The 26,259-nt window shown below is 62.4% G+C and carries 30 protein-coding genes; 12 read left to right on the top strand and 18 right to left on the bottom strand.

Features of this window, described 5'->3' with window-relative positions:
• Positions 1 to 119: 119 nt before the first annotated feature.
• The 3 genes from NP945_RS22420 to NP945_RS22410 all read right to left on the bottom strand — a co-directional run bounded on the left by NP945_RS22420 (position 120) and on the right by NP945_RS22410 (position 1,584).
• A complete protein-coding gene (locus tag NP945_RS22420) occupies positions 120 to 512 on the bottom strand; it encodes a Rid family hydrolase (protein ID WP_256747540.1) in 393 nt (130 codons plus the stop codon).
• A 226-nt stretch (positions 513 to 738) separates the two neighbouring features.
• Complete coding sequence (locus NP945_RS22415; protein WP_256747539.1) at positions 739 to 1,194, bottom strand: DUF6644 family protein; 456 nt, start codon at positions 1,192 to 1,194, stop codon at positions 739 to 741.
• A complete protein-coding gene (locus NP945_RS22410) occupies positions 1,195 to 1,584 on the bottom strand; it encodes a DUF6152 family protein (protein ID WP_256747538.1) in 390 nt (129 codons plus the stop codon).
• A gap of 221 nt (positions 1,585 to 1,805) precedes the next feature.
• On the opposite strand from NP945_RS22410, the gene NP945_RS22405 reads away from it, so the two are divergent.
• The gene (locus NP945_RS22405; RefSeq protein WP_128309148.1) at positions 1,806 to 2,126 is read left to right on the top strand and encodes a DUF1476 domain-containing protein; all 321 of its coding nucleotides are present in this window, start codon (positions 1,806 to 1,808) and stop codon (positions 2,124 to 2,126) included.
• 290 nt (positions 2,127 to 2,416) lie between these two features.
• Here the strand turns inward: NP945_RS22405 and NP945_RS22400 are convergent, their stop codons facing one another.
• Both NP945_RS22400 and NP945_RS22395 read right to left on the bottom strand, forming a co-directional pair.
• Positions 2,417 to 2,971, bottom strand: a complete 555-nt coding sequence (locus tag NP945_RS22400; protein ID WP_256747537.1) for a DUF4142 domain-containing protein — start codon at positions 2,969 to 2,971, stop codon at positions 2,417 to 2,419.
• 211 nt (positions 2,972 to 3,182) lie between these two features.
• Complete coding sequence (locus tag NP945_RS22395; RefSeq protein WP_256747536.1) at positions 3,183 to 3,926, bottom strand: DUF899 family protein; 744 nt, start codon at positions 3,924 to 3,926, stop codon at positions 3,183 to 3,185.
• A 145-nt stretch (positions 3,927 to 4,071) separates the two neighbouring features.
• Here NP945_RS22395 and NP945_RS22390 point away from each other — a divergent pair, with 145 nt between their 5' ends.
• Positions 4,072 to 4,407 (top strand): hypothetical protein, encoded by a 336-nt coding sequence (locus NP945_RS22390; RefSeq protein WP_127399076.1) that lies wholly within the window; start codon positions 4,072 to 4,074, stop codon positions 4,405 to 4,407.
• An 11-nt stretch (positions 4,408 to 4,418) separates the two neighbouring features.
• On the opposite strand, the gene NP945_RS22385 is transcribed toward NP945_RS22390, so the two are convergent.
• From NP945_RS22385 to NP945_RS22365, 5 genes are all read right to left on the bottom strand, one after another.
• A complete protein-coding gene (locus tag NP945_RS22385; protein WP_256747535.1) occupies positions 4,419 to 5,243 on the bottom strand; it encodes a carbohydrate ABC transporter permease in 825 nt (274 codons plus the stop codon).
• A gap of 1 nt (position 5,244) precedes the next feature.
• Positions 5,245 to 6,117, bottom strand: coding sequence for a carbohydrate ABC transporter permease (locus tag NP945_RS22380; RefSeq protein WP_256747558.1), 873 nt, complete (start codon positions 6,115 to 6,117; stop codon positions 5,245 to 5,247).
• Positions 6,118 to 6,233: 116 nt separating this feature from the next.
• The gene (locus NP945_RS22375; RefSeq protein ID WP_256747534.1) at positions 6,234 to 7,502 is read right to left on the bottom strand and encodes an ABC transporter substrate-binding protein; all 1,269 of its coding nucleotides are present in this window, start codon (positions 7,500 to 7,502) and stop codon (positions 6,234 to 6,236) included.
• A 285-nt stretch (positions 7,503 to 7,787) separates the two neighbouring features.
• Positions 7,788 to 8,276 (bottom strand): GNAT family N-acetyltransferase, encoded by a 489-nt coding sequence (locus tag NP945_RS22370; RefSeq protein WP_256747533.1) that lies wholly within the window; start codon positions 8,274 to 8,276, stop codon positions 7,788 to 7,790.
• 5 nt (positions 8,277 to 8,281) lie between these two features.
• The gene (locus NP945_RS22365; protein WP_256747532.1) at positions 8,282 to 9,187 is read right to left on the bottom strand and encodes a lytic transglycosylase domain-containing protein; all 906 of its coding nucleotides are present in this window, start codon (positions 9,185 to 9,187) and stop codon (positions 8,282 to 8,284) included.
• A 181-nt stretch (positions 9,188 to 9,368) separates the two neighbouring features.
• Here NP945_RS22365 and NP945_RS22360 point away from each other — a divergent pair, with 181 nt between their 5' ends.
• On the top strand, positions 9,369 to 9,938 hold the full coding sequence (locus tag NP945_RS22360; RefSeq protein WP_127381720.1) for a methylated-DNA--[protein]-cysteine S-methyltransferase: 570 nt from the start codon (positions 9,369 to 9,371) through the stop codon (positions 9,936 to 9,938).
• Positions 9,939 to 9,972: 34 nt separating this feature from the next.
• Here NP945_RS22360 and NP945_RS22355 read toward each other — a convergent pair whose 3' ends face one another.
• On the bottom strand, positions 9,973 to 10,302 hold the full coding sequence (locus tag NP945_RS22355; protein ID WP_023809723.1) for a hypothetical protein: 330 nt from the start codon (positions 10,300 to 10,302) through the stop codon (positions 9,973 to 9,975).
• A 297-nt stretch (positions 10,303 to 10,599) separates the two neighbouring features.
• Between NP945_RS22355 and NP945_RS22350 the strand changes: the two genes are divergently transcribed.
• From NP945_RS22350 to NP945_RS22340, 3 genes are all read left to right on the top strand, one after another.
• Positions 10,600 to 10,812 carry a cold-shock protein gene (locus NP945_RS22350; protein ID WP_010910991.1) on the top strand — a complete coding sequence of 71 codons (213 nt, stop codon included), beginning with the start codon at positions 10,600 to 10,602 and terminating at the stop codon, positions 10,810 to 10,812.
• 269 nt (positions 10,813 to 11,081) lie between these two features.
• The gene (locus tag NP945_RS22345) at positions 11,082 to 11,282 is read left to right on the top strand and encodes a hypothetical protein (RefSeq protein WP_027039317.1); all 201 of its coding nucleotides are present in this window, start codon (positions 11,082 to 11,084) and stop codon (positions 11,280 to 11,282) included.
• Positions 11,279 to 11,533: a hypothetical protein gene (locus NP945_RS22340; protein ID WP_127270430.1), complete on the top strand. Its 255-nt coding sequence runs from the start codon at positions 11,279 to 11,281 to the stop codon at positions 11,531 to 11,533. The genes NP945_RS22345 and NP945_RS22340 overlap by 4 nt, the downstream gene beginning before the upstream one ends.
• 31 nt (positions 11,534 to 11,564) lie before the next feature.
• Here NP945_RS22340 and NP945_RS22335 read toward each other — a convergent pair whose 3' ends face one another.
• The 3 genes from NP945_RS22335 to NP945_RS22325 form a co-directional block, all read right to left on the bottom strand.
• The gene (locus tag NP945_RS22335) at positions 11,565 to 12,173 is read right to left on the bottom strand and encodes a glutathione S-transferase family protein (RefSeq protein WP_127270429.1); all 609 of its coding nucleotides are present in this window, start codon (positions 12,171 to 12,173) and stop codon (positions 11,565 to 11,567) included.
• A 292-nt stretch (positions 12,174 to 12,465) separates the two neighbouring features.
• Positions 12,466 to 13,314, bottom strand: a complete 849-nt coding sequence (locus NP945_RS22330; RefSeq protein WP_127270428.1) for an EAL domain-containing protein — start codon at positions 13,312 to 13,314, stop codon at positions 12,466 to 12,468.
• Positions 13,311 to 14,204 carry an EAL domain-containing protein gene (locus tag NP945_RS22325; RefSeq protein WP_256747531.1) on the bottom strand — a complete coding sequence of 298 codons (894 nt, stop codon included), beginning with the start codon at positions 14,202 to 14,204 and terminating at the stop codon, positions 13,311 to 13,313. Before NP945_RS22325 ends, NP945_RS22330 begins: the two co-directional genes overlap by 4 nt.
• A gap of 207 nt (positions 14,205 to 14,411) precedes the next feature.
• Here NP945_RS22325 and NP945_RS22320 point away from each other — a divergent pair, with 207 nt between their 5' ends.
• Positions 14,412 to 15,614: a pyridoxal phosphate-dependent aminotransferase gene (locus NP945_RS22320; RefSeq protein ID WP_127270426.1), complete on the top strand. Its 1,203-nt coding sequence runs from the start codon at positions 14,412 to 14,414 to the stop codon at positions 15,612 to 15,614.
• Between the two features lie 61 nt (positions 15,615 to 15,675).
• On the opposite strand, the gene NP945_RS22315 is transcribed toward NP945_RS22320, so the two are convergent.
• Complete coding sequence (locus NP945_RS22315; protein WP_256747530.1) at positions 15,676 to 17,193, bottom strand: MFS transporter; 1,518 nt, start codon at positions 17,191 to 17,193, stop codon at positions 15,676 to 15,678.
• Between the two features lie 220 nt (positions 17,194 to 17,413).
• Here NP945_RS22315 and NP945_RS22310 point away from each other — a divergent pair, with 220 nt between their 5' ends.
• Positions 17,414 to 18,457, top strand: coding sequence for a hypothetical protein (locus tag NP945_RS22310; protein ID WP_256747529.1), 1,044 nt, complete (start codon positions 17,414 to 17,416; stop codon positions 18,455 to 18,457).
• 68 nt (positions 18,458 to 18,525) lie between these two features.
• Here the strand turns inward: NP945_RS22310 and NP945_RS22305 are convergent, their stop codons facing one another.
• Complete coding sequence (locus NP945_RS22305) at positions 18,526 to 18,930, bottom strand: cupin domain-containing protein (RefSeq protein ID WP_256747528.1); 405 nt, start codon at positions 18,928 to 18,930, stop codon at positions 18,526 to 18,528.
• 310 nt (positions 18,931 to 19,240) lie between these two features.
• Between NP945_RS22305 and NP945_RS22300 the strand changes: the two genes are divergently transcribed.
• Positions 19,241 to 21,292: an elongation factor G gene (locus NP945_RS22300; RefSeq protein WP_256747527.1), complete on the top strand. Its 2,052-nt coding sequence runs from the start codon at positions 19,241 to 19,243 to the stop codon at positions 21,290 to 21,292.
• A 720-nt stretch (positions 21,293 to 22,012) separates the two neighbouring features.
• On the top strand, positions 22,013 to 22,510 hold the full coding sequence (locus NP945_RS22295) for an isoprenylcysteine carboxylmethyltransferase family protein (RefSeq protein WP_256747526.1): 498 nt from the start codon (positions 22,013 to 22,015) through the stop codon (positions 22,508 to 22,510).
• 24 nt (positions 22,511 to 22,534) lie between these two features.
• Here NP945_RS22295 and NP945_RS22290 read toward each other — a convergent pair whose 3' ends face one another.
• Together NP945_RS22290 and trxB are read right to left on the bottom strand one after the other, a co-directional pair.
• A complete protein-coding gene (locus tag NP945_RS22290; RefSeq protein WP_023809733.1) occupies positions 22,535 to 23,431 on the bottom strand; it encodes a LysR family transcriptional regulator in 897 nt (298 codons plus the stop codon).
• 79 nt (positions 23,432 to 23,510) lie between these two features.
• Positions 23,511 to 24,485 (bottom strand): thioredoxin-disulfide reductase, encoded by a 975-nt coding sequence (gene trxB / locus NP945_RS22285; RefSeq protein ID WP_127267436.1) that lies wholly within the window; start codon positions 24,483 to 24,485, stop codon positions 23,511 to 23,513.
• 247 nt (positions 24,486 to 24,732) lie between these two features.
• Between trxB and NP945_RS22280 the strand changes: the two genes are divergently transcribed.
• On the top strand, positions 24,733 to 25,212 hold the full coding sequence (locus NP945_RS22280) for an Lrp/AsnC family transcriptional regulator (RefSeq protein ID WP_013530077.1): 480 nt from the start codon (positions 24,733 to 24,735) through the stop codon (positions 25,210 to 25,212).
• A 250-nt stretch (positions 25,213 to 25,462) separates the two neighbouring features.
• Entirely contained in the window at positions 25,463 to 26,257 is a 795-nt protein-coding gene (locus tag NP945_RS22275) for a glycosyltransferase family 2 protein (protein ID WP_127318541.1), read from the top strand.
• Positions 26,258 to 26,259: the final 2 nt, after the last annotated feature.

Raw genomic sequence — 26,259 nt, 5'->3', positions numbered from 1 at the left:
TTGAAAGACAAGTAAAAACTTATGTTAGAGATTGCGGCCCTTCGCAGGCTCAGGGCGTTCGAAGCTCGAAAAGCCAAGCAATTGGCTTTTCGTCCGCTACGCGGACCGCTTCTCACCCCTCACGCCACCGCGACACACTCGATCTCAATATCAAACTCCATCGGCCAAGACGCCACCGGCACAAAACTGCGCGCCGGCGGGTTGACGCTAAAATACCTGGCATAGACCCGGTTGATGGCGTTGTAGAAGCCGGAATTGACGGCGTAGATGCGCACCATCACCACATTGTCGAGCGAGGTGCCGGCCGCTTCCAGGCAGTGTTTCAGCGCCTTCAGCGACGCCTCGGTCTGCACCTCGATGTCGCCGCGCACCATCTCGCCGGTCACCATGTCCACCGGCGGCGTCGCCGAGATGAACACGAAGCCGTTGGCCCTGACAGCCGTCGAACAGGGCAGCCCGAGCGCCCGCACCTTGGCCGACATGACAGGCACTTCGATGATTTGTTTCTTCATGGCAAATCTCCCTCTCCTGCATTTGCAGGGAGCTTATCCCTGCACTGGCGGAACGCCAGCGCCGTTCTTCCCTTCTCCCCCTGTGGGAGAAGGTGGATCGGCGCGATAGCGCCGAGACGGATGAGGGGTGGTCCAGCGGAGTGAGACGTTGGCGTTCCCTGGAACACCCCTCATCCGTCGCCTTCGGCGACACCTTCTCCCACAGGGGGAGAAGGAAGATGCGGCGCTAAAGAAAACCGATGAACCGTCCGGCGAACAGCACCGAAGTCCACAGCAGTATCGAGAGCACAGCCAGGATGGCGCTGCCGGCCGGCTCGTCACCGCCTCTGGCGAAGCGCAGGAAGGCGAAAAAATTAACGCCGGCGAGAAGGATGAGTGCCATCTTGGCGAGGAAAATCGGCATCACCGCATAGGTGCTCGCCTTGACCGAAAACAGCAGCGAGCCAGTGACAAGCGCACCCGCGAACGCGCCCAATGCAACGCGGCGCAGCAGCGCGACGAACGCCGCCTGCGGCAGCGAACGGAAAGCGCCGCAGATCCTCAGATCCATGAGAAGGACGCTGGTCAGCAGCGCGCCGATCGACATGATGTGGAGCGCATTGACCACGGGGTAGGCAATGAAGGAGCCCTTCAGCCACCGCGCCAACGCAAGCTGCTCGATGCCGGCGAGAAGCTCAGCCATTTACGCCGGCGGCACGCGGTCGGGATAGACATCATATGTCTTGCCGTTGACGATGAGGCGCACTGCTTTCATGCGCTTTTCGCTCGCCTCGACCGAGCGGTTGCCGATCGCGGTCACCTCGTCGCCGATTTTGGCCACCTCCTCCGTGAAGCCGGCGGCGATCGTGCGGGACGGCGGCGCCATCTCCACCCGCCAGGCCTCGCCCTCGGCGTCGACATCCAGCGTGGCATGCGGATTGCCGATATAGATGGCCGTGATCTTGCCCCTGAGTTCGAAAAAACCGTCCTGCGTCCACGACCAGCCATGATGGGCATAGGCCGCGGTGCCGGCGGCTAGCATCACGGCCGCCGTCAGCGCGACGCTGTGAATTCCATTGAAAGGCGACTGCATCGCTCGTCTCCTCGGTTCGTCCACCATGCATTCGAGAGTAGGACACGGCGCGGCAACGTCAAATCACATCGGCCAAAAGACCGGAACCGCCAGGCGCCCCGCTCAATTGCCGGCGTGAGCGATCCGGCCTTGCTAATGACATCCATGCACGCCACTCTCGCCTTCCCTGCCCGCTCTTCCCTTGGGCTGAAGACCGGACTCAACCCGAAACGAGGCATACCATGAGCAGCATGAGAGACCGTCAGGAAGGCTTCGAAAAGAAGTTTGCGATGGACGAGGATACGAAGTTCAGGGCCATGGCGCGCCGCAACAAGCTGCTCGGCCTGTGGGCCGCCGAAAAGCTCGGCAAATCCGGTGCCGACGCCGACGCCTATGCCAGGGAAGTCGTGCACGCGGATTTCGAAGAGGCAGGCGACAACGATGTCTTCCGCAAGGTACGCGCCGATTTCGACGCGGCAGGCATCGCCCAGTCGGATGCTCAGATACGCACCGCCATGGAAGAACTGCTGGTGACCGCGGTCGAGCAGATCAGGTCGACCTGAGCGCCGCTCAGCCTTGATCGGGATAGGGCGTGCCGTCCTTGAGGCACAGGGCCACATTGTGGTGTTGGTTTGCCAGCGGGCTGACTTCCATCGTAGCGCTCTACGGCGCCCCCCTCTGTCCTGCCGGACATCTCCCCCTCAAGGGGGAGATTGGCAGCTTTGGGGCCGGCCTTCACCTTGCAACGTTGAAAATTGGCGAAAACAGTGACGACGGCCAATCTCCCCACTTGAGGGGGAGATGTCCGGCAGGACAGAGGGGGGCGCCATAGAGCGTCGACCTTGAACCGCCCTCACCCCTGATGCGCTGCGGCCAGTTCTTTCACGTGTTTTTCGTGCATCTGCAGCGTCGGCAGGGTTTTCTTGGCGAATTCCTTCATCGCCGGGTCGTCGCCGGATTGCGCATAGCCGCTGAACAGCGCGACGGCTTCCTTGTGCGCGTTGGTCTGCATCTCGATGTATTTGGCCTGGAACTGATCGCCGCTGGCGCCCTTTAATTCATCGAGCATCTTCTGCTCCTTGGGCTGCAGGGCTGGACCGGACGATGCGGTGGCCGAGGTTGTCTGGCCCTGGGCAAGCGCCGCCTTGAATTCCTCGCCGGCCTTGGTGTGGTCGGCGATCATCTGTTTGGCGAACGCCTTGACGTCGGCATCGGTCGCCTTCTGCTCGGCGAGCTTGCTGGACTCGATCTCGAACTCATTGGCGCTCGGCACCGTCTTGATGAAGGTCGAAGTATCGACCTTCGTCGTCGTGGCGAGCGGCGTGGTCGTGGCGGTCGTGTTCGACTGGGCAAAGGCGGGCGCGCCGGCAAGCAATGCTGCTGCGGTCAGAATGGTAAGCATTTTCATGGCATGTCTCCGGTTGGAATTGTCCCTCGGACAATCCAACGTCGCTTGGGCACTCCGGTTGCAGCTCTTGAGGAAGAAGCCTGCGCATGTCGCCTCAATTGCCCCACCGTATCCGTGCCTGACTCGAACGCTCGCCGATGCCCTCGTTCGAGCCAGCCCATGGGACTCATGTTCCGAAAACTGAAACGCGGCGGCTGGCCAGAGCTGCCTTTCAGTGGCAACACGCCTCGCCATATTGCAGCTGCTCGTTCCAGTTCGGGCGGCCTTCCGGCGTGAAATCCATCAGGTTCCACAGCGTTTCGCAGGTGCCGAGGCTGCGCGGATCCTGGCCCGGCTCCGTCGGCGCGAAATCCAGTTCCGAACTCCAGAAATGGCGTATGCCGTCGGGGTCGCGATGGAACACCGACAGCAGCGGGATCTGTGAGCCGTCGGCCGCCTCCGCATTGTAGTCGCGCTTGAAGCTGTTGGAGGCCGACGAGACCAACCGCATGTTGCGCCAGCCCCTGTCGCGGCCGAGTGTGACCAGGTTTTCGAGCGCGGTCTTGCCCACCACCGCGAAATTGAAGCCGGCCGCCTGGAGATGCCCGACCGCGCCGTCGAACTGGTCGAGCAGCGCCGTGCAGGAGGGGCATGGCTGGTCCTGCCGGGCGAGCTTTGCCGTGCCGCCGCTGGTCGCCACCTCGCGCTTTTCCTGCGGATGGCGCGGGAACATCATGTTGTAAAGGATGAGCGAGTCCTTGCCGGGTGCGAACAGCTCCGACAGCTTTATCTTTGCAGGCCTCCCATCGCCGTCCAGCCCGTCGAACTCATAATCCTGGCGGATCAGCCCGCCCGGCGGCAGCGCGCGCCGGGCCTCGGCGACCTCTTCCATGGCGCGGCGCAGCTCGATTTCCTTCTTCAGCAATTTTTCGCGCGCGGTGCGGTATTTGGCGGATTCATTGGGAAAGGTGATCATGATCGGCTCCTTCAAGTCGCGGCGCCGGCGTCCCGGCGCGGTTGCTCTGCGACCCAAGGACGTTTGGCGGCGATCGGTCCCGACATTTATTGCGCATGGTGAGATGTCGTAATACCTGTTCGGGCAGCGTGATCTGGGGAACAACATGCACGACGACGAGATCGATCTGCGCTGCCCGCAAGTGGTGGCCGACAATGCCGCCAAGGGCCTCAGGCTGCGCGGCGAGTTCGGCCGCGGCGGCACCGAGATCGGCGTCGCCCGCGCCACCGAGCTGAAGAACCGGGAAAAGCTCGCGCCCTCCACCATCCGCCGCATGGTCAGCTATTTCGCCCGCCACGAGATCGACAAGCGCGGCAGGAACTACGGCAATGAGCAAAACCCTTCGGCCGGTTATATTGCCTGGCTGCTGTGGGGCGGCGACGAAGGCCGCGCCTGGGCGCTGGAGCTCAAGCAGAAGATCGGCAACGCGCCGGACATCTGAGGACTCGTCCCTCACCCCTTGACCCCGCCCGCGGTGAGGCCGGAGACGATTTTGCGCTGGAAGATCAGGACCAGCACCACCAGCGGCACGGTGACGATCACCGAGGCGGCCATGATGTTGCCCCATGGGATCTCGAACTGCGAGTTGCCGGAGAGCAGCGCGATCGCCACCGGCACGGTCCGCTGTGCGTTGTTGGAGGTGAAGGTCAGGGCAAACAGGAACTCGTTCCACGCGCCGATGAAGGCCAGCAGGCCGGTGGTTGCCAGCGCCGGCCACATCAGCGGCAGGAAGACCTGGGTGACGATGATCCATGGCGTCGCGCCGTCTAGGATCGCCGCCTCCTCGACCTCGACCGGCAGGTCCCGGACGAAGGTCGTGAGCACCCAGACGGTGAACGGCAAGGTGAAGATCATGTAGGAGAAGATCAGCGCGAACAGCGAATTGTAGAGGCCGAACAGGCGGACCAGTTCGAACAGACCGGCCAGCAGCGCCACCTGCGGGAACATCGACACCGACAGGATGATGAACAGCAGGGCCGAGCGGCCGCGGAATCGAATGCGCGCCAGCGCATAGGCTGATGTGACGCCGAGCAACAGCGAAAGGGCAACCACCGCGCCCGAGACGAAGAGCGAGTTCAGCAAGTTGCGCACGAAGCTGCCTTCGGTCAGCACATTCCGGTAGTTGGCGAGGCTGATCGTCGTCGGCCACAGATCGGTCCGGAACAGGTCGGTCCCCGATTTCAGGCTGGTGACGATGGCATAGTAGAACGGGAACACGGCGACGAAGACGATTGCCCCGACCAGCAGGTAAAAGGCCGTGCGCTTCACGATCCACATGTCAGCGGCCTCCGTCCAGCCTGATCCGGCCGATCCGGATGGTGACGATGGTGAGCAGAGCGAGGATCAGGAAGAGCAAGGTCGAGGCGGCGGAGCCATAGGCGAACTTGTCGAACTCGAACAGGTTCTCGCGGGCGAATACCGACATCGACTTGGTGTGCACATTGTTCGGCGTCAGCACATAGATCAGGTCGAAGATGCGCAGCGCATCGAGCGCGCGGAAGATCACGGCCACCATCAGCGCCGGGCGGATGAGCGGCAAGGTCACCCGCCAGAAGATCTGCCAGGGGTTGGCGCCGTCGAGCCTGGCGACCTCGATGATCTCCCTCGGCAGCATCTGCAGCGCGGCCAGGATGAGCAGCGTCATGAACGGTGTCGCCTTCCAGATATCGACGATGAGGACGGCCGCCATCGCCGTGTCGGCGTCGGCCGTCCAGGCTATCTTGGTGCTGATCAGGCCGAGGTTGAGCAGCACGACATTGATGATGCCGAACTGGTCGTTGAGCATCCATTGCCACATCTTCGCCGAGACGATCGTCGGGATGGCCCAGGGGATCAGGATCGCTGCCCTGACGACGCCGCGGCCTCTGAATTCGGCATTGAGAACCAGGGCAACGATCGTGCCGAGGATGGTCTCGCAGGTCACCGAAATCACCGTGAAACGAACCGTGTTCCAGACGGCACGCCACCAGACCGGATCGACGAGCAGCCCGTCATAGAGGGTCCGGCCGCTCGGCATGTGCAGCACCGAGAAATAATTGCCGAAGCCGACCCATTGGCGCGCGTCGAGGTCGGCTAGCGAGGCGTCGGTGAAGCTGAAATAAACCGTGCGGGCAAGCGGCCAGCCGGCCGCCGCGGCGAGCACCAGCAGCATCGGCGCCAGGAAAAGCCACGCCGAGCGAACGCGCTGTGCCGTCAACGGCGCTGGCCGACGGCGAACAGCCTGTGTCTCCGACGCCGCACGGGCGTCGGTCCCTGTCGGCACTGTGGTCACCAGCCGTTGCCCTTCAGCTTGGTCAACATCGCTTCGAGGTCGCCCAGATTGTCGGCGGCGGTGCCGTCGCCCGACAGCGTGTTGTGAACGGCGTTCCAGAACTGGCTCGAGGCCTCGTTGTATTTGATCCTGGCCGCGGCCGACGGGCGCGGCACCGCATTGAGAAATATCTGGTTCCAGCGCGGAACGATCGGCTGTTGCCTGGCGATGTCGGCATCGTCATACAGCGCCTGTATGGTCGGCAGGTTGGACGTCTTCAGCGTCCGGTATTTCTGCATCGCGGGCGAGGCGATGAACTTGACCAGCCCGATCGCGGCATCCGGATGCTTCGAATATTTGGAGACGGCGAGGTTCCAGCCGCCCAGGGTCGCGACCGGTCGGGCGCCCTCGCCCGTGCCGGCCGGCAGCGGTGCCACGTCGAACTTGCCCTTGATCGGCGAGCCCTCGCCGTTGCCGAGCGCATAGGCATAAGGCCAGTTGCGCATGAACACCGCATTGCCGGTCTGCCACACGCCGCGCGATTCCTCTTCCTGGTAGGCGAGCACGCCGGGTGGCGCGATGGTCCCGACCCAGCCCTTGGCCATGTCGAGCGCCGCCGCCGCTTGGCTGTTGTTGATGGAGATGGAGCCGTCCGGCTCGATGATCTGGCCGCCGCCATTCGACATCACCCATTCGAGCGCGTTGCAGGTCAGCCCTTCATAGGCGTTGCCCTGGAAGACGAAGCCCCAGATATCCCGATTGCCGGCCGCACGCTCCTTGTCCATGACCAGCCTGGCGGTGTCCGCCAGTTCCTTCCAGGTTGCCGGCACCTTGGCGTCATATTTGTCGAGGAGATCCTTGCGGTAGTAGAGCGCCGGCGCATCGGTGAAGATCGGCAAGGCGACGAGCTTGCCGTTGACGGTCTGTGACTGGATGATCGATGGGAAATGCTCGGCCACGACGTCCTTGGTCGCTGCGGTCAGATCCACGAGCTGGCTGGCGAGCTGCGGTGCCCAGATCACGTCCGTCTGGTAGACGTCGATGTCACTGTTTCCCGCGGCGAGCCAAAGCCGGTATTGGCCGAACTGGTCGGTCCCGGACGTCGGCATGACGACGATGCTGACCTTGTTGCCGCTGTCTTTCTCGTAACGGTCGAGGATCTCGCGCAGCACCTTGATGCCGTCGCCGGTATCGCCCGACACCATCGACAGCTCGACGGCCCGCGCCTGCGTGCCAACCAGCATGGCGGCGACGCCAAGCGCCAGGAATGCGTGAGAAAACTTCATGGTGGTGGATGTCCCTCCGCGGCCGGCCGCGGAAAATTCCTCCCACCCGCCGGCAGCTTGTCAGGCCCTCACCTCCCATTGAATGCGAAGCGGCGCTTTGGGTTCCCAAATCGCGCCGTTCCTGCGTGAGGCGACACCCATCAGGGGGTGTTGAGATTCAGGTCAGGCCGAGTCGAAAATGGTGGTTTCCGAGAACCGGAGCGGAGCGTACTTTTGGGTACGTGAGCACCGGAAGCGCAGGAAGCCATCATTTGCAGGCCGGCATCACCTGAATATCAGCACACCCTAGCCTTCCCAGGCGACAGGCATCATGCCCAGCCGCTCATAGAGCCGGACGGCGGCGGGATTCTCGACCGTGTTGGTCTTGAGGTCGACATGATCGGCGCCGCGTTCGCGAAAAACGGCGAAGGCGTGCCACATCAGCGCTTCGGCAACGCCCTTGCCGCGAGCCTCCGGATGAACGGCTAGATCCTTGACGAAGGCGCGGGTCCAGCACAGTGCCGCTGCCGCCAGCCGGCCCTTGGCGTCGATGACGAGGAAGCACAGTGCCGGGTCGAATTCGGGATCGTCGGCGATGCGCGGCCACCACTCATCGAACGGACCGTCGGCGCCGTCGTCGAACACTTCGATCAACAGCGCATGCAGGGGCAGCGCATCACCGGGCTCGAAGCTGCGCATGACAAAGCCGTCGGGCCAGTGCGGCGGAACCAGCGTCTCGTCGAGGATTTTGCGCAGCCGGATGTCGTTGAGAGCCGGCGGGCGCGGTTCAGGCATCGCGCTCAGGCGTCGGGCTGCAGGCGACGGCGCTGGCGGTCGCGGCCAAGGCCGGTCGCCTCGAGCAGGCCCTTGCGCTTGGCGTCGTAATAATAGCCGGTCTGGTAGAGCCAGTCGGCCTTCTTGGCGTTGCCGCCGGCCACCAGCCAGGCGCCGCGCAGATATTTCACCGCGTATTTCAGATTGGTATCGGCATCGAACAGGCCCTTGGCCGGCCCGTCATAGCCCATGCCGCGCGCCGTCGCGTGTTTGATCTGCATCAGCCCCCAATGGCCGTTGTTGTAGGCTTTCGGGTTGAAGGTGCTCTCGCGGTTGACGACATGGCGCACCAGATCCACCGGCACCTGATAGATCGCCGCATATTTCTCGATCAGCCGCTCGACATCGCCACGCACGCCCGTCGCGTGTTCTTCTTGCACGGGCCCTGCCGGGAACTGGACCAGGGCCGCCGGGTTCTGCGGCACGACATAGGCGACCTGCTGGACGCCGGGCATGCGATCGCCCTTGGCGGTTGCCGGCACGACCAGCCCCGCGGTCGTATAGGTCTCGGCCGCCTTGACCGGCTTGCTCGCATTTGCTGGTGGCGGCGCCTGCCAGGCATTGGCGGTCATCACCGCGGGCACGGCTGGTGCCATCGGTGTCGATCCGGCAAAAGCGGCGGTCGCCGCAGCCGGCTGTGCGGCGGGATCGAGCGGCAGCTCGGCCGTCTGAACGGGGGCGATCCCTGATGATTCCGGCAGCACCGAAACTGTCTCCGGCAGCGGCACGGTGAAACCGGCGTCAGTGCCGGCGACGGTCGCTGTTTCGGTGAGAGCAGGCGCGGGCTTCATCTGCGAGGTCGACGTGCAGCCGCTGATGCCGACGGCGGCCAGGATCACGCCGATCGCGATAAGGTTGAGTTTTGCTGGCAAGCCGCGCTCGGGTCCGGTTTGTCGGGTTGTTAAGAAATTCCTTACACCAGCGATTCAGGCCGGGCAATCGGGGCGCTCAGGTGGTTTTCGGGTGGCGAGACGCAGGCGGTGATGCCATATTGTTCCGGATATGTACCGGAACGAATCCCGGATTTCGCCACTTTGCGGGAAGGAACGCATCATGGTCACGACAGTTTCGATCACGGCCGGCCACGCAGTGTTAGAAACAGTGATCGGTTTCATGGGCATTGCCTGGAGCGAAAAGGGCCTGATCCGGCTCTGCCTGCCCGAACGCAGCCGCGAAGCGGTGGAGCGGCGCCTGCTGCGCCATGGCGGCGTTTCCAGTGCCACGGCGCAGCCGCCATGGGTGGTCGAGCTGATCGCGGCAATCAAGGCCTATGCGGCGGGCGAGGACATCGATTTCTCCGCCGTGCCGGTCGATCTCGACGGCGTCGACGATTTCCGCCTCGCCATTTACGACGCGGCGCGAAAACTCTCCTTCGGCGAAACCACCACCTATGGCGAGCTGGCCAAAACCGCCGGCCATGCCGGCCTCGCCCGCGAAACCGGGGCCGCCCTTGGCTCAAATCCGGTGCCGCTGGTCATCCCTTGCCATCGCATCCTTGCCGCCGGCGGCAAGATCGGCGGCTTCTCGGCGCCCGGCGGATCGATCACCAAGGAGAAGATGCTGGCCATGGAAGGCGTGCGCGTCGGCCCCCCGCCACCAGCGCAGGTGTCGTTCGGGTTTTGATGTAGGCAGGTGCCTAATTGTTGTAGGCAGGTGCCTAGTTGTTGTGGAAGAACCGCCGGCGGAAATGCCGGTCATTGTCCGGCCGCTTGCAGTTGTAGACCGGGCAGGACTTTGTGTCGGCGCTCGGCACGTAGGCCCGTGTCCTCACCTCGCCCATGCTGCAGAATCGCTGGCTCTGCACATAGCGGTCGTAGAGCGGCAGTCCCGGCACCCGCTTCGACTGGTAGCGCAGGATGACGGCCCCTTGCCGGGCGATCGTCCCCTGAACCTTGCCGCAGCTCATACGCGTCGGGTCGTAGCGCGAGATCGCCTGCGCCTGAGCGGCGACTAGCGTGAGGCAGGCGGCAAGCAGAATGATTTTCATGGTCCTCTCCCCCCAAGATCCGCTCCCAAGCGGGTGTGGATCGAGCGCCCACAGGCTCCGATCATCGCGACGCTCTCACGCGATTGGGGCGGCCATTGGGCGGCGCCCTCATCACGGCTTTCTCACGCAGTCTTGTTTTTCGTGCGAAAGCAGCCTATATGCCTTCCATTGATATTTCGGCCGATCGATCCGGGCCTCGCGATAATCGCGTTTGCTGACGTCTATCTCCAAAATCTCGATGCACACCGGCTGGACCTCGGTCCGGTCAATCTAAAGCAAATGTGAAGGACTATCTAAATGGCAACTGGAACGGTCAAGTGGTTCAACGCCACCAAGGGCTTCGGCTTCATTCAGCCTGACGCGGGCGGCGCGGACGTTTTCGTCCACATCTCCGCTGTCGAGCGTGCTGGACTGTCGACCCTGGTCGAAGGCCAGAAGATCAACTTCGAGATCGAGCAGGACCGCCGCACTGGCAAGTCGTCCGCTGGATCTCTGAGCAAGGCAGCCTGATTTTGCGATAGCGCGCGCCGGGCGAGAGCTCGGGGCGCGCGGCAAGTCACGGATGTACTGACAGTCGCGCGAGAAGCGCGCTGGAGCGGAAAGACCCGACAAGCTGGATCAGCAGATGGCTGCCAGCCCGGACCGGACGTTCCCGATCAGGCTACCAAGCATGGAAGGCGGGATTAATCCCGCCTTTTTGCTGTCTGGGGTTAGGTGCTGCAACGGGCGCTACAGTCCCACCGGTGGTACTTTTAGCCTAGTAGTGGTATCATTCGGCCATGACCAAGCTTGAGCAAATTGAAAAATCCGTTGCGGAACTGAGCCCTGAAGAACTGAAGGCGTTTGCTGCCTGGTTCGAAGCGCTTCGGGAGGATATGTGGGATCGGCAGATCGAGGCCGATGCGAAAGCCGGCCGATTGGATAAGCTTGCCGAACAGGCACTGACGGACCATCGCGCTGGTCGGACGCGGCCTCTGTGAATCACGTCGCCTCCCCATCGTTCTGGGAGGCTTACGAAAAACTGCCATCGGCGATCAGAGCAAAAGCGGACAGGCGTTTTGAAAGACTCCGCTCCCACCCTTTTGATCCCTCGCTGCATTTCAAACAGGTCGGACGCTACTGGTCTGCGCGAGTTGACGACAATTACCGGGCTGTTGCCACCCGCACCAACGATGATGTGATCTGGTTCTGGATCGGCACCCATGCGGACTATGATCATCTCTTGAAGTAGCTACCCATCCGCCCACCTGGCGCGGGACAAACTACCCCATCCACTCGATCGGCACATGCCCCGGATCCGCTTCCACTCGGCCAAGCCAGGCCGCCACCGCCGGATAGGCGTCGAGATGGAAGCCGCCCTGCTCCGCCGTATGCGTATAGGCATAGAGCGCGATGTCGGCGACGCTGAGCGTGCTGCCGGAAAAGAAAGCATTGTTTTCCAGATGCCTGTTCATCACGCCGAGCGCCTTGTTGCCGCGCTCCAGCGTCACCGCCAGCCGCTCCGGGGTCGCATCCCCAGCACGTTCGGGGAAGGTCAGCAGCGCCTTGCGCACGGCAATGTAAGGCTCGTGGCTGTATTGCTCGAAGAACAGCCATTGATAGGCAAGCCCACGCTCATACCTGTCCGCCGGCAGGAAGCGTGTGCCTTCGGCGAGATAGAGCAGGATGGCGTTGGATTCGGCCAGCCGCCGGCCATCGTCGAACTCGAGCAGCGGCACCATAGCATTCGGATTCTTGGCGACAAAGTCGGCTTTGCGCGTATCGCCGGTGTGCGAACTCACTTCGACATTGGTAAAGCCAAGGCCAAGCTTGGCCATCAGCAGGCGCGGCTTGTAACAATTGCCGCTGTCGATCATGCCGTAAAGTATCATGGCTGTTCCCCGGAGCACTGTCTCCGCGCGATTATCGCAGCGGCGGCGGTCTCAACCAATGATTTGTTTTGGTACGACGATCAGCGCCGCTGATATGTGAATCGCCGAAAATCTGAGGCCGTTGAAGGGCATGTTGAGATTCAGGTCAGGCCGAGCCGAAAACGGTGGGTTCCGAGAACCGGAGCGGAGCGTACTTAAGTACGTGAGCTCAGTTCTACTGCGTGGCAGTAGAACTAGGGAAGCGCAGGAAGCCGCCGTTTGCAGGCCGGCATCACCTGAATATCGACATGCCCTAGCCAAAGAGGGGCACGACCTTGCTGTCCCGGCCCAGCAGCGCATCGATGACCAGCGGTTTCTCCTCGAATACCGTGCCGGCCAAGGCCGGACGGGCAAGGAGAAAACCCTGCAGCAGGTCGACGCCGCCTTCGAGCGCGACGCGCAGATGGGTGGGCTGCTCGATGCCTTCGACCAGCACCTTGGCGCCGCGGTCATGCAGGCTGGAAACCAGCGGGCGGAAGAACCGTTCGGCGGCAGCGTGGCGGCAGAACTCCGCGAACCAGGTGCCGTCGATCTTGACGATGTCGGGCTTGAGCAGGCTCACCCGCTCCTCGGTCGAGTGCCCGGTGCCGAAATCGTCGATGGCGATGCGGATGCCGTCGCGCCGCATCTCGCGCACCAGCCGCACGAGAAGCGCGTCGTCCGCCGCCTGTTCGGTGATTTCGCAGACCAGCATGGCCGGCGCCAGGCCGAACTCGCCGAGATGCCTGGTCATCAGGCGAATCTCGGCCAATGCCCGCCCGGCATGGTCGTTGATCAACGGGTTGTAGTTGAAGAACAGGTCGAGCCCGTCGACGCCGATGTTGCGGAAATTCCTGAGATGCAGCGCCCGGCACATGGTTTCCACAAACAGCCGGTCCGAGACGGCAACGCTTTCAAAGAACACCTTCGGCGCGCCGGGGCGGCCGGCACGGTGCGGCTCGATCAGGGCTTCGGCCGCGACCGCGTGAAGGAAACGGCCGCGCGGCGCGAAAATCGGCTGATAGGCGCTGCGCAGCCGGAACTCGCCATGGATGCCGTATTCGATGCCGACTTCGTCGACCCGGATCGCATCGCCGACATTGCGCCGCCGATCGTCTCTCATGTCGCCACGCGGCGCCCGAAGGCCTTGACCGGCCGCGCCGAAGGCGTTGCCACGGCAGGAGCCGACGTGTCGACGGCAGCAGCGACAGGCGCCTGCCTGGCCTTGTCGAAGACGCCAAAGCTGGTCGGCGCCAATTCGGGCCGCGCCAGCACGAAACCCTGCACCATCGACGCACCCGATTTCTCGGCGAGCTCCAGTTGCCAGCCCTCCTCGATGCCTTCGAACACCGTATGGATACCTTGCTCCTCGAAGTTCTTCACCATGGTGGTCAGCAACGCGAAGCCGGCGCCGGACTCCATCAGCTGCGTGATCCAGTAGGCATCGAACTTGACGATATCCGGCTTCAATTCCTTGACCCGATTGATGTCGGAATCGTCCGCGCCATAATCGTCGACGGCGATGCGAAAACCGTTGGCCCTCAGTGCCGCGACGAAGCCATGCAAGGCTTCCTGCGACGCCGACCGCTGCTCGGTCACCTCGCAGACGACGCGACGCGGGTCGATGCCGGCCTCGTGCAGCACGAGCCGCATTTCGCGCAAGGCAGCGTCGGCAACGGCGCGTTCGGTGAACACTGACGGGTCGAAATTGACGAAGATCGATGCTTCCCGCGGCAGGCAGGCACCGGCGTTGAGAAGATGCAGCGTCCTGGTCAGCGCCTCGATATGCAGCCGGTCGGCGGCCGGGCAGGTCGAGAAGAAATTCATCGGCGATTGCGGCTCGCCGTCGCGGAACGGTCGGATCAGCCCTTCGAACGCGACCACCGACAGCTTGCCTTCCTTGAAAGCGAAGATCGGCTGGAAGGCGCTTTGCAGCGTGTAGATACCCCAGACACCGGTGGAGGTGCCGTCGTCCTGACGGATGATGTGGGCAAGCCCGACGCTGCGCGACACGGTTCCTCGCTCCGCAATTGGTCTGCCATCCTGCCACTCAAGCCTCTACCGCTCGTTAATGAATTTATTGTTGCCGACCCGGGTCCCGATCACAGCTCCTTGAGACCTGGATCAGCCGACAATGCTTGCGTTGCGCGAAATCATGCGACATGAGAAGCGCCGCGGTCGCTCCTGGCCGCGCCGATCTTCCATGGAGACGTCAAGCTCATGGCCTTTCTTGCCGACACCCTTTCCCGCGTGAAGCCTTCCGCCACCATCGCGGTCACGCAGAAAGCGCGCGAGCTGAAAAATGCCGGCCGTGACATTATCGGGCTTGGCGCCGGCGAACCGGATTTCGACACGCCCGACAACATCAAGAATGCGGCAATCGAGGCGATCCGCCGTGGCGAAACCAAGTATCCGCCGGTTTCGGGCATCGTGCCGCTGCGCGAGGCGATCGCAAAAAAGTTCAAGCGCGAGAACAATCTCGACTACAAGCCCGAGCAGACCATAGTCGGCACCGGCGGCAAGCAGATCCTGTTCAACGCCTTCATGGCGACGCTGAACCCCGGCGACGAGGTCATCATTCCTCGCCCCTATTGGGTCAGCTACCCCGAGATGGTGGCCATATGCGGCGGCACCTCCGTGTTTGCCGACACCTCGATCGACAACGGCTTCAAGCTGACCGCTTCCGTGCTGGAAAAGGCGATCACGCCGAAGACCAAATGGCTGCTGATGAACTCGCCGTCGAACCCGTCGGGTGCCGCCTATACCGAAGCCGAATTGCGCGCGCTGGCCGACGTGCTGTTGAAGCATCCGCATGTCTGGACGCTGACCGACGACATGTACGAGCACCTGACCTATGGCGATTTCGTCTTCAGGACCATCGCCGAGGTCGAGCCTAAGCTCTACGAGCGCACGCTGACCATGAACGGCGTGTCGAAAGCCTATGCAATGACCGGCTGGCGCATCGGTTATGCGGCGGGTCCGGTTCAACTGATCAAGGCGATGGACATGATCCAGGGTCAGCAGACATCGGGCGCCTGCACCATTGCGCAATGGGCATCCGTCGAGGCGCTGAATGGCCCGCAGGATTTCATCGCCAAAAACAAGGCGATCTTTCAAGGCAGGCGCGACCTTGTCGTGTCGATGCTCAACCAGGCACGCGGCATCACCTGTCCGTCGCCGGAAGGCGCCTTCTATGTCTATCCTTCCTGCGCCCAGCTGATCGGCAAGAAGACCAAGGCCGGCAGGCTGATCGACACCGACGAGACCTTCTGCTCGGAACTGCTCGAAGCCGAGGGCGTCGCGGTGGTGTTCGGCTCGGCCTTCGGTCTCGGCCCCAACTTCCGCATCTCCTACGCGACCTCGGAGACGCTTCTGGAAGAAGCCTGCACACGCATCCAGCGTTTTACGGCTTCGCTGACCTGACTGGCGCGCTATGAACGCAAAAACCCGGCTTCACCGCCGGGTTTTTAATGGGCTGTCAGCCTCACGCCTCGTGCTTGGTCTCTTTGGCCGAGCGCGCCTCGGCCGGCGCCAGCACGGCAACCAGCAATGCGGCGGTGAGGAACGCGCCGATCGCTGCCGTCAGCATCGCGGCGTGGAAGCCGCCGGCATAGGCGGCAGCATAGAGTTCATGCACGCCGCTTTCGCCCATCGCCGCATCGGTTGCGAAATCATGCCGTGAAATCGCAGCACGAGCCACCGCTTCCGCGTTGGCGACACCGGCATCGCCGAGATACCCGGTCAAAAGGTTGGTTGCCCGCATGCTCATCAAGGCGCCGAGCAAGGCGATGCCGATGGCAAGGCCGCTCTGGCGGGTGGCATTGATGACCGCCGACACCATGCCCGAGCGTTCGCGCGGCGCATAGGACATGGCGGCAGCGCTGCCGGTCGGGATTGCAAGCGCATTGCCGAGGCCGCCAATGGCGAACAGAAGGCACAGCATCGCATAGGGCGTCGAAGGGCCGGCCCAGCACATGCCGAGCATGGACAGGCCGATAGCAACATAGCCGATGGTCATCAGCGCGGAGTGACCATAGCGCGCGCTCAGCCTGCCGATCCATGGCGACACCACGATCTGGACGATGAAGGCCGGCGCCATGCGCAGGCCGGTCTGCGTCGGCGACCAGCCCTGCACCTGCTGCAGGAACATCGAGAAGAAGAAGACGCTGGAATAGGAGGTGAAGCCGAGCGCGAACGAAGCGACATTGGCGACGGCGAAGCGGACATCGCGGAACAGGCCAAGCGGCAGCATCGGCCGTGCCGTGCGCGCCTCGAAGCCGAGGAAAGCAGCCAGGCCGACGACGCCGGCGACGAGCGCCGTGACTGTCCTTGGCTCGCCCCAGCCATTCTCGCCGGCCGAGATCAGGCCAAAGGTCAGCGCCCCCAGCCAAAGGATGCTGAGAGCCAGGCCGACGAGATCGAGATGGGCATGTTCGGGATGCGCCGTCTCATTGATCGAAGCAGCACCGAGCGCGATCGTGATCAAGCCCAGCGGCAGGTTGATCAGGAAGATGCTTTGCCAGCCGACGGTCTCGACCAGGATGCCACCGAGGACGGGACCAACGAGCAGAGAGATGGCGGCGAACGACGCCCAGCCGCCAATGACGCCGGCGCGCTGGCGCGCATCGGGAAAGGCCTGCGTCAGGATCGACAGCGCGCCTGGAATGAGCAACGAGCCGGCGATGCCCTGCACCACCCGGCCGGCCAGCAGCACCGGCAGATTGGGCGCGACGGCGCAGATCAGCGAACCGGCCACGAAGATGCCGACGCCGGCCAGCCACGAGCGCTTGCGGCCATAGCGATCGCCGATCAGGCCGGACGACAGCATGAAGGCGGACAGGCACAGCGTGTAGGAGTCGACCACCCATTGCAGGCCGCCGAAATCGGTTTGCAACGCCTGCTGTATGGTCGGCAGCGCGACATTGACGATGCTGACGTCGAGCAGAGCCACGAACGAACCAAGATAGACAGCGGCGACCAGCGGCAGACGGTGCTTTGACATGGCTATATCCAGACGTGAGTTAGAGGCCATGCAGGTGCTACAGTCAAAGCCGAAGTGGCTCCGAGGGACGTTGCCGGCCGGCATGGCGTGCGAGCCAGACGCGCGAAACCAGCTTGCAATCCGGGAAACGTGCGCAGCGAACCGGCGGACCATCGTCATATGACGACTAGGAAGCCGGCCGCATTCGATCAACCATGAAGCCTCTGAAGGGAGATGCATCATGGCCAAAGGCGGCAATCCATCAAACAATCACGACGGCGAATTCATAGTGTCCGGGCCGGGCACTGAAAATACCGAGCGGTTCAAGCAGGCGCTCAGTGTTTCATTTGCCGAGCAGACAGCCACATCAATGAACTATTTCAAGCAGTCGGACCCTAACGACGAGGGCCAGATCTCCGCTCTTGGCGAGGCAAAAATTGATTACCTGAAAGCACAGTCGGGCTGTTACTGGACCGAGGAAACTGAAAAATGGACCAGGGCAAAACTGAAACGCTTTGCCGATCGCAACGATCGAAAGCGAATTCTAGGCAACAGTTTCGATCGCTCCGAAATGGTTGTCTTGCCGCGCCGCAAAGATGGGGCGATGCCGATGGAAACGCGGCAACTGCAAGGCGATCCCTATGAGTATTTCCATTTTTGGCCTGGCACCTTCGGTAACTACAAATACAGCTGGTTCAACCGGACCGGGGACGGACGCATTCTGCGAGACGAATCTTACGAGTGGGATGGGGCGCCGGATTTGGGCGGCTTGGTGTTTTTCGAAAACAACAGCGCCGGCGATAGAGATTACCTGCACGCCATGCTCGAAAGCGGCATCTGGTTTACCTACACTCCCAAGAAGACCGGCCGGCTCGACTTGTTTGCGGAATTCGTCTCTACCTACGACACAAGGTACAGGTGGATGCGTGACGAAATCGGCTACAGCCACACCAGGGTCCTTCAGGCGACCGATGTCGTTTTTGGCACCTTTTCAGGCGATCAAGCCGTGGGACGAGATTACCGAAGCAACAGCACCCTTGTCGATTTTCAGCGTTGGTTTGAAGGGGACGTAGGGGATTTCGCCAATTTCGGAGAAAATGGCTTTGCCGACGGAACAATACACAATTTTTTTGGGCGGCCGGGCGCAATGGTTTTTGCCGGACAACCGGTCGAGATCTTGGTGGGCTGCAGGGTCTTGATGGACTGCTATCTCAACGATGTCAGCATCAGGGCGTGGGAAGGCGCCCGGCGGAGGTTGAATTTTCTGGGCGTCAGAGTGGTTTAAATGCCAGCGGTTTTAGAGCTTGCGCGACGATCGTCATCGCTGCGGCAAGAAGCCTGCCCTCCGCCGACTTAGGTGTCTCGACCGCCAAACTGCTGGTCGGTGACCCCCTCCAGCCAATCGACATGGACATCGTCGAGCGCCTCCTGCATCGCGATATGCGTAATCGCCGATTTCGGCGCCGCGCCATGCCAGTGTTTTTCGCCAGGGGCGAACGAGATGACGTCGCCGGCCCTGATCTCCTGGATCGGGCCGCCCCACGTCTGGGCAAGCCCGGCGCCCTCCGTCACGTACAGCGTCTGGCCAAGCGGATGCGTATGCCAGTGGGTGCGCGCGCCCGGCTCGAAGCTGACCAGCGTGGCCCGCAGCCGCGCCGGCGCCTCTTTCTCGATGATCGGCGTCTGCAGCACCCGGCCGGTGAAGTATTTTTCCGGCGCGATGACGGTCGGCACGCTGCCGCAGGCGATGATCTTCATGGGTCGATGGTCCTTCAAACAGCGGGCGACGGGTCGCCTGTTTTCAGTTTCGGCCGATATCGGTCGACGTGCAACAGCTTCCCGCTGCCAGCCCAGCATATGATCCGCACGGTCCACTGCCGAGCAAAGGGTTTCTATTTTTCTTGCCCTGCCGGCAAACAAGTGGGACGATGGCTTTGGGCAGGTGGCACTTGAAAAGAACCCCGCCCGCGACGGTCGAACAGGCCGGCCGCCGCTCAGGACCGATTGACCAAGCCTGAACCATACATGCCAGTCGGTCCTACGGGAAACGCCTGAGTGGAGGTCAGTCATGGGTACTCGCGCCGGAGGACGACGCACGGGACCGAAATGCATTGCCATAGTCGGTCCCTTCGCAAGCGGTAAGACGACACTTCTCGAAGCCATATTGGCCCGTACGGGCTCAATTCCCCGACAAAATCCCGTTTCATCAGGTAACACCGTTTCAGATGATTCGCCCGAGGCGCGCGCCCACGCCATGAGCGTCGAGGCGACGGTCGCCACGACCGAATTCATGGGCGAGCAGATCACCTTCGTCGACTGTCCCGGTTCCATCGAATTCTCTTTCGAGGCCGAACCGGTGCTGGCCGCCTGCGACCTCGCGGTCGTCGTAGCCGAGGCCGATGAAAAGAAGATCCCTGCCCTGCAACTGATCATGCGCAAGCTCGACGATCTCGGAGTGCCGCGCATTCTGTTCCTCAACAAGGTCGACAAGGCAATCACCGGCGTGCGCGACACGCTGAAGATGCTGCAGCCGGCCAGTGCCGTGCCGTTGCTGCTGCGCCAGATTCCGCTGCGCAAGGACGGCGTCGTCATTGGTTCGATCGACCTGGCGCTGGAGCGCGCCTACATCTATCGCGAATATGCCGAAAGCGAGGTGGCGCAGATTCCCGGCGACGACAAGGCGCGCGAGCTCGAAGCGCGTTTCTCGATGCTGGAGACGCTGGCCGACCATGATGACCAGTTGATGGAACAACTGCTCGAGGAGATCGAGCCGCCCAAGGATGCGATCTTCGACGACCTCGCCGCCGACCTGCGTGACGGTGCGGTGATCCCGGTGCTGATCGGCACCGCCGAGAAAGGCAACGGCGTGCTGCGCCTCCTGAAGGCGATCCGCCACGACGCGCCCGACATCGAGGCGACCCGCAAACGGCTCGGTGCACCCGACGGTGCGGCTACCCTGGTCCAGGTGATGAAAACCATCCACACCTCGCATGGCGGCAAGCTGTCGGTGTCGCGCATCCTCTCCGGTCAGGTCGTCGACGGTTCCGAACTCTGGCTGCCCGGCGGCGACACCGCCAAGGTTTCCGGCATCTACCGGATGCTCGGCAAGGACCAGTCCAAGCTCTCCATCGCCAAGGCCGGCGACACGGTGGCACTGGGCAAGCTGGACGAGGTCAAGACCGGCCAGACGCTGAGCTCGGCCAAGGGCGGCATCAAGCCGCTCGTCCAGTTCGAGCCGCCGCAGCCGGTCTTCGCCTTCGCGCTCCGCCCCAAGGAGCGCAAGGACGAAGTGAAGATGTCGGCTGCCATCCAGCGGCTGGCCGAGGAGGACCCCTCGCTCAGCCTGCGCCACAATCAGGACTCGGCCGAAACCGTGCTGTCGGGCCATGGCGAGATGCATCTGCGCGTGGTGCGCGAGCGGCTGGAAGGCAAGAACCAGATACCGGTCGAAGGTCATCCGCCGGCGGTGCCCTATCGCGAGACGATCCGCAAATCGGCGCAGCAGCGCGGCCGTCACAAGAAACAGTCCGGCGGCCATGGCCAGTTCGGCGACGTGGTGATCGAGATCAAGCCGCTGCCGCGCGGTTCCGGCTTCCAGTTCACCGACACCATCACCGGCGGCGTCGTGCCCAAGACCTACATCCAGTCGGTCGAGACCGGGGTCCGCGACTATCTGAAATCCGGGCCGCTTGGCTTTCCGGTCGTGGATGTCGCAGTCAACCTGTCGGACGGCTCCTATCATGCGGTCGATTCCTCCGACATGGCCTTCCAGATGGCGGCCAGGCTGGCGATGAAGGAAGGCATGGCCGCGTGCTTGCCGGTGCTCCTGGAGCCCGTGATGAAGGTCGAAATCGTCACCCCCTCCGACGCCACCTCGAAGATCATCGCTCTCATCCCGCAGCGGCGCGGCCAGATCCTCGGCTACGACGCGCGACCCGACTGGCCGGGATGGGATGTCGTCGAGGCAACCATGCCGCAAGCCGAGATCGGCGACCTGATCATCGAGTTGCGCTCGGCGACCGCGGGCGTTGCCAGCTATCGTGCCGTCTTCGACCACATGGCCGAACTCACCGGCCGTCTGGCCGACGACGCCATGAACACCAACGGCAAGGCCGCCTGATGGCGTGGCGTTCCTCTCGAACCTGATTCGGGGGAACAAAAGAAAACGACGTCCGGCGGGGACCGGACGTCGCTTTGTTCGCGGACCGTTTCCTTGGGAGGTAAAACGTCAGGTCCGCCGCATTTGGTACCGCCGAGTTCGGCGGAAAAACGGTTCGGACGCGGTAGCCGCCTGAGCCCGGGCCGTACGAGTGATGCCCCCATCTCCCGTCCGAACCACACCGCGTCCTATGATCTACATAGCAGGTCGCGGGCGTCCGGGATATGTTACCAGAGGTTACATGTCACCGTTACGTGGTAATTGTGATGGAATTTTTGGCCGGCCCAGCAGGGTACAGGCAACAAAAAAGCCGGATCAATGAAGATCCGGCTGAGTTTGATTGGAGTGCCTGTTAAGGCTAACCTCCAGAGGGGAACACTCAAGGGCGCTAATGGGAGGAGAACGCGCCCAGGAGATGATCTATATATGTGCTCATCATGCCCAAGAAACAAGCATCTATTTTGCAACACACACATGCAAAAAGACGCAGGCTGTGGTCTAACCCATTCCAGAAGCCAATAGGACCAGCAAAATCGTCGAAATGGAGCGCTGAATCGGGCAATTGCAACTACAGAATCGCTAATCTCGGCTGGCTTTCGGCTCGAAATGTCAAAACTGGGCAATGATGTGGAAGCGGGCAGCAGGCGTGCATTTCTAAGGCAATCGCGGAGCAAGCAGCCAATGCGGAGGTTTTCGGCGATCGCCGGCAGTGCGGCCTTCTTCATCGCGGCGCCGTGCGTGGTTGCCGGACTGGTGCCCTGGTTGTTGACCGATCGCTGGGGCTTGCCCTGGTCGGGCCTGCCGGGCTTTGCCCCTGTTGGCGGGCTTCTGATTGTTGCCGCGGGCGCGGCACTCCTGCATGCCTTCGGCCGTTTTGCGCTTGAGGGCCTGGGCACACCCGCACCGGTCGCCCCGACCGAGAGGCTGGTGATCGGCGGCATCTACCGCCATGTCCGCAACCCGATGTATGTCGCCGTGCTGTCGATCATCCTCGGCCAGGCGCTGCTGTTCTCGAGCTGGGCGCTTGTCGCCTATGCCGCCGTCAGCGCTGTCTCCATGGGCGCCTTCGTCAGGCTCTATGAAGAGCCGACGCTTAGCCGCCGTTATGGCGCCGAATACAAGACCTACCGCCGCAACGTGCCCGGCTGGCTGCCTCGGCTGATGCCCTGGCGGGGATAATCCCGCAGGGCGTGAAAACGAAAATCAGAAGGACCAGCTTCGGGCCTTGGCGATGATGAAGTCCCGGAACACATGCAGCTTGGCCTGGTTCTTCATCGCGTCGGGATAGGCGAAATAGGTGTCGAAAGACGGCACCTCGGTCTCCGGCAGCAGCTGCACCAGATCGGAGTCCTTGCTGATCACATAGTCGGGCAGCATGGCGATGCCGGCACCGCCCTGCACCGCACGCTTGATCGACAATATGTCGTTGATCTGCAGCGTCGGCACCCTTTGTCCGCCTTCGAAATCACCGACCGTTTCCAGCCAGTTCAGCTCCGACAGATGCGACGGCACCGGCACGCCGAAGGTGACGATGCGATGGGCCTTCAGCTCGGCGACGGAAGACGGCTTGCCATGCTTGGCGACATAGGATGGGGCCGCGTAGAGGTGGAAATGCACGGTGAACAGGCGGCGCTGGATCAGGTCCGGCTGCTGCGGCTGCCGCAGCCGGATGGCGCAATCGGCCTGGCGCATGGTTAGATCCAGCTCCTCGTTGGCGAGGATCAACTGCAGGCTGATTTCGGGATAGAGTTCGATGAATTCCTGCACCCGCTCGGTCAGCCAGCCGGCGCCCAGCCCCACCGTCGTCGTCACCCGCAGCACGCCCGACGGGCGATCCTTGGTCTCGGTCAGCCGGGACTTGATGGTCTCCAGCTTCATCAGCACGTCATGCGCCGTGCGAAACAGCATCTCACCTTGCTCGGTCAGCACCAGCCCGCGGGCGTGGCGGTTGAACAGCGGCACGCCGACATCATGCTCGAGCGCGCTGACCTGCCGCGAGATCGCCGATTGCGACAGATGCAATGTCTCGGCCGCATGGGTAAACGACCCCGCCTCCGCCGCAGCGTGAAACACGCGTAGCTTGTCCCAGTCCAACGCCATGATTCCCCTCGTTCTGTTTTGGCGTCTGAATGAAAAATCAGGCTTTTACACGGCGTTTCTAAGCCGCTCTCTGAACTCTCTACTCGGCCGCTTCGCGATGCACTTCGATGCCGGCCAGATACTTCTCCGCCTCGAGCGCGGCCATGCAGCCGAGCCCCGCTGCCGTCACCGCCTGGCGGTAGATATCGTCGGTCACATCGCCGGCCGCGAACACGCCCGGCACGTCGGTGCGGGTCGAATCCGGCGCTGTCCACAGATAGCCGTTCGGCTTCTGCTTGAGCTTGCCGGCGAACAGTTCAACCGCCGGCGCATGGCCGATGGCCACGAACACGCCGTCGATCTTGAGGTGCGACACCTCGCCGGTCACCGCATGCTTGAGCTTCAGCCCCTCGACCGAGGGCGGCAGCGGCGTCTTGCCGGGCCGGCCGGTGATCTCATCGACGATCGTGTCCCAGATGACGCGGACATTGTCCTTCTTCAGAAGCCGCTCGCGCAGAATACGTTCAGCGCGAAAATCGCTGCGCCTGTGGATGACCGTCACGCTCCTGGCGAGATTGGACAGATAGAGCGCCTCTTCCACCGCGGAATTGCCGCCACCGACCACCGCGACATCCTTGCCCCTGTAGAAGAAACCGTCGCAGGTGGCGCAGGCCGAGACTCCAAAACCCATGAAGTCCTGCTCGGTCGGGATGCCCAGCCATTTCGCTTGCGCGCCGGTGGCGATGATCAGCGCGTCGGCGGTGTAGGTCGTGCCGGAATCGCCCTTGGCGCGGAACGGTCGCACGTTGAGGTCGACCTCGGTGATGATGTCGTTGATGATGTCGGTGCCGACATGCTCGGCCTGTTTCAGCATCTGCTCCATCAGCCACGGACCTTGGATCGGGTCGGCGAAGCCGGGATAATTCTCGACATCGGTGGTGATCATCAACTGCCCGCCCTGCTGCAGGCCGGCGACCAGCATCGGCTTCAGCATGGCGCGGGCGGCATAGACCGCCGCCGTATAGCCGGCCGGGCCGGAACCGATGATGAGAACGGGCGCGTGCTTGGTGGTCATCTAAAGCCTCTGCGGAGGGCTGCCGGCAATTGCGGCATGGAAAACTCGATCATTGTCGCGCGTAATGTAAGTGTTGCCCACGACGCCAGCAAGGCAAGTTGGTGTTCGTCCCCGGAAAGCTTTGTCGCACCTGTCGGCCGCTGATCCCGCGAAATATCCGGGCGAAGGATGGAATGGACAGCGAAGTCGTTTAATTACAAAATCACGCAAGATTCTTGCGTATTGCCCCTCATGATCGAGAGCCCCCATGCCGCTCAAGGCCGACCTCGACGCCATCGACTGGAAGATCCTGCGCGAATTGCAGGGCGACGGCCGCATGACCAATGTCGAACTGTCGAACCGCGTCGGCATTTCGGCGCCGCCATGCCTGCGCCGCGTCAAGCGCCTGGAGGAAGCCGGCATCATCCGTGGCTACCGTGCCTTGCTCAATGCACCAGCGCTCGGCCTCGATGTCGTTGCCTTCTGCCTGGTCGGCCTGCATCATCAGGCCGATGCCGAACTGCGCATCTTTGCCGAGCGCACCCGCGGCTGGCCGATCGTACGCGACGCCTGGATGGTGTCGGGCGAATCCGATTTCCTGCTGCATTGCGTGGCGAGCGACCTAGGCGCCTTCCAGAGCTTCGTCATCGAGGAACTGACCTCGACCCCCAATGTCGACACGGTGCGAACAGCGCTCACCATCCGCCGGGTCAAGGACGAAGGGCTGGTCTCGTTCGCACAGCCTTGAGCCGGTTGAACCGCAACGAGCTTTCGCCGATGTCGCTTGAAGGCCTCGCCATATCAGCGCCGCTTTGGCGTTCGATAGCTCTCCTGTGAAGCCGGAATTTCTGCCGTAGCCGTCTTGTTGGTTTCCTAGAGCAATTCCAGAAAAAGTATGTAACGGTTTTCCTGGGTAAAGCGCATAGCGCTTTCGGGATTGCGTAAACAGGGGCGCAGGGCAGCCCAATTCCGAGAACAGTGTGCCGTGGGGTGGGACGATGACTCGATTTTCTAGCCCGGTTTCGGCGCTGGTCATCTGCATGAACGAGGCCGACATGATCGGCGAGTGCCTGGAAAGCGTCGATTTCTGCGCCGAGATCATCGTCGTCGATTCGGGCTCGACGGACAGCACTCTGGACGTCGTCAACGGGTACATCGCCAAAGGCTACCCGATAAGGCTGTTTCACAACGATTGGCCGGGCTTTCCTCGTCAGCGGCAATTCGCGCTCGATCAGGCCACGCAACCATGGTGCCTTTCGATTGAAGCCGACGAGGCCATCGACGACGTGCTCAGGCAGTCAATCATGAATGTGACCCAGCTTGGGAATGACGCCTTCGACGGATGGTACATCAGACGCCGCGACAAGCTGAAGGGCTATGGCTATGCGCACCGCTGGGTGCTTCACAACAGGCTGCTGCGTCTTTTCCGCCGCGACAAGGCCACGATGGACCTCAATCTGCGGGTCCATGAGTCGTTCGAGGTGCCAGGCGAAACCGGCACGATAGAAAATGGCGTGCTGCTGCATCGCCGCGAAATGACTATTGCCGAGGATCTGGCAAGGGCCAACACCTACTCCAGCCTCAAGGTTGCCACGCTGGTCGAACGAGCCAAGAAGCCCGGCCTGATAAGACTGGTGCTGTCGCCGCTCGGCAACTTCCTGAAGTTCTACTTGGCCAAGCGCTACTTCCTGTGCGGGCGGCACGGGTTCGTCTATTCGATGCTGGTGATGCTGTATTCGTTCGCGACAGAGGCCAAGCTTTATGAAGCCTGGCGAGACAAAGATCGGATGTAAGC

The sequence above is a fragment of the Mesorhizobium sp. LMG17149 genome (assembly GCF_024518695.1).
In the GTDB taxonomy this organism is placed as follows: Bacteria; Pseudomonadota; Alphaproteobacteria; order Rhizobiales; family Rhizobiaceae; genus Mesorhizobium.
Note: the sequence above shows the minus strand (reverse complement) of the source record. Positions and strands in the feature narration are given on the sequence as shown.

Coding starts and splice junctions, on each gene's coding strand:
- NP945_RS22420 (WP_256747540.1), bottom strand. CDS start 512: ATGAAGAAACAAATCATCGAAGTGCCTGTCATGTCGGCCAAGGTGCGG.
- NP945_RS22415 (WP_256747539.1), bottom strand. CDS start 1,194: ATGGCTGAGCTTCTCGCCGGCATCGAGCAGCTTGCGTTGGCGCGGTGG.
- NP945_RS22410 (WP_256747538.1), bottom strand. CDS start 1,584: ATGCAGTCGCCTTTCAATGGAATTCACAGCGTCGCGCTGACGGCGGCC.
- NP945_RS22405 (WP_128309148.1), top strand. CDS start 1,806: ATGAGCAGCATGAGAGACCGTCAGGAAGGCTTCGAAAAGAAGTTTGCG.
- NP945_RS22400 (WP_256747537.1), bottom strand. CDS start 2,971: ATGAAAATGCTTACCATTCTGACCGCAGCAGCATTGCTTGCCGGCGCG.
- NP945_RS22395 (WP_256747536.1), bottom strand. CDS start 3,926: ATGATCACCTTTCCCAATGAATCCGCCAAATACCGCACCGCGCGCGAA.
- NP945_RS22390 (WP_127399076.1), top strand. CDS start 4,072: ATGCACGACGACGAGATCGATCTGCGCTGCCCGCAAGTGGTGGCCGAC.
- NP945_RS22385 (WP_256747535.1), bottom strand. CDS start 5,243: ATGTGGATCGTGAAGCGCACGGCCTTTTACCTGCTGGTCGGGGCAATC.
- NP945_RS22380 (WP_256747558.1), bottom strand. CDS start 6,117: ATGCTGCTGGTGCTCGCCGCGGCGGCCGGCTGGCCGCTTGCCCGCACG.
- NP945_RS22375 (WP_256747534.1), bottom strand. CDS start 7,502: ATGAAGTTTTCTCACGCATTCCTGGCGCTTGGCGTCGCCGCCATGCTG.
- NP945_RS22370 (WP_256747533.1), bottom strand. CDS start 8,276: ATGCCTGAACCGCGCCCGCCGGCTCTCAACGACATCCGGCTGCGCAAA.
- NP945_RS22360 (WP_127381720.1), top strand. CDS start 9,369: ATGGTCACGACAGTTTCGATCACGGCCGGCCACGCAGTGTTAGAAACA.
- NP945_RS22355 (WP_023809723.1), bottom strand. CDS start 10,302: ATGAAAATCATTCTGCTTGCCGCCTGCCTCACGCTAGTCGCCGCTCAG.
- NP945_RS22350 (WP_010910991.1), top strand. CDS start 10,600: ATGGCAACTGGAACGGTCAAGTGGTTCAACGCCACCAAGGGCTTCGGC.
- NP945_RS22345 (WP_027039317.1), top strand. CDS start 11,082: ATGACCAAGCTTGAGCAAATTGAAAAATCCGTTGCGGAACTGAGCCCT.
- NP945_RS22335 (WP_127270429.1), bottom strand. CDS start 12,173: ATGATACTTTACGGCATGATCGACAGCGGCAATTGTTACAAGCCGCGC.
- NP945_RS22330 (WP_127270428.1), bottom strand. CDS start 13,314: ATGAGAGACGATCGGCGGCGCAATGTCGGCGATGCGATCCGGGTCGAC.
- NP945_RS22320 (WP_127270426.1), top strand. CDS start 14,412: ATGGCCTTTCTTGCCGACACCCTTTCCCGCGTGAAGCCTTCCGCCACC.
- NP945_RS22315 (WP_256747530.1), bottom strand. CDS start 17,193: ATGTCAAAGCACCGTCTGCCGCTGGTCGCCGCTGTCTATCTTGGTTCG.
- NP945_RS22310 (WP_256747529.1), top strand. CDS start 17,414: ATGGCCAAAGGCGGCAATCCATCAAACAATCACGACGGCGAATTCATA.
- NP945_RS22305 (WP_256747528.1), bottom strand. CDS start 18,930: ATGAAGATCATCGCCTGCGGCAGCGTGCCGACCGTCATCGCGCCGGAA.
- NP945_RS22300 (WP_256747527.1), top strand. CDS start 19,241: ATGGGTACTCGCGCCGGAGGACGACGCACGGGACCGAAATGCATTGCC.
- NP945_RS22295 (WP_256747526.1), top strand. CDS start 22,013: ATGCGGAGGTTTTCGGCGATCGCCGGCAGTGCGGCCTTCTTCATCGCG.
- NP945_RS22290 (WP_023809733.1), bottom strand. CDS start 23,431: ATGGCGTTGGACTGGGACAAGCTACGCGTGTTTCACGCTGCGGCGGAG.
- trxB (WP_127267436.1), bottom strand. CDS start 24,485: ATGACCACCAAGCACGCGCCCGTTCTCATCATCGGTTCCGGCCCGGCC.
- NP945_RS22280 (WP_013530077.1), top strand. CDS start 24,733: ATGCCGCTCAAGGCCGACCTCGACGCCATCGACTGGAAGATCCTGCGC.
- NP945_RS22275 (WP_127318541.1), top strand. CDS start 25,463: ATGACTCGATTTTCTAGCCCGGTTTCGGCGCTGGTCATCTGCATGAAC.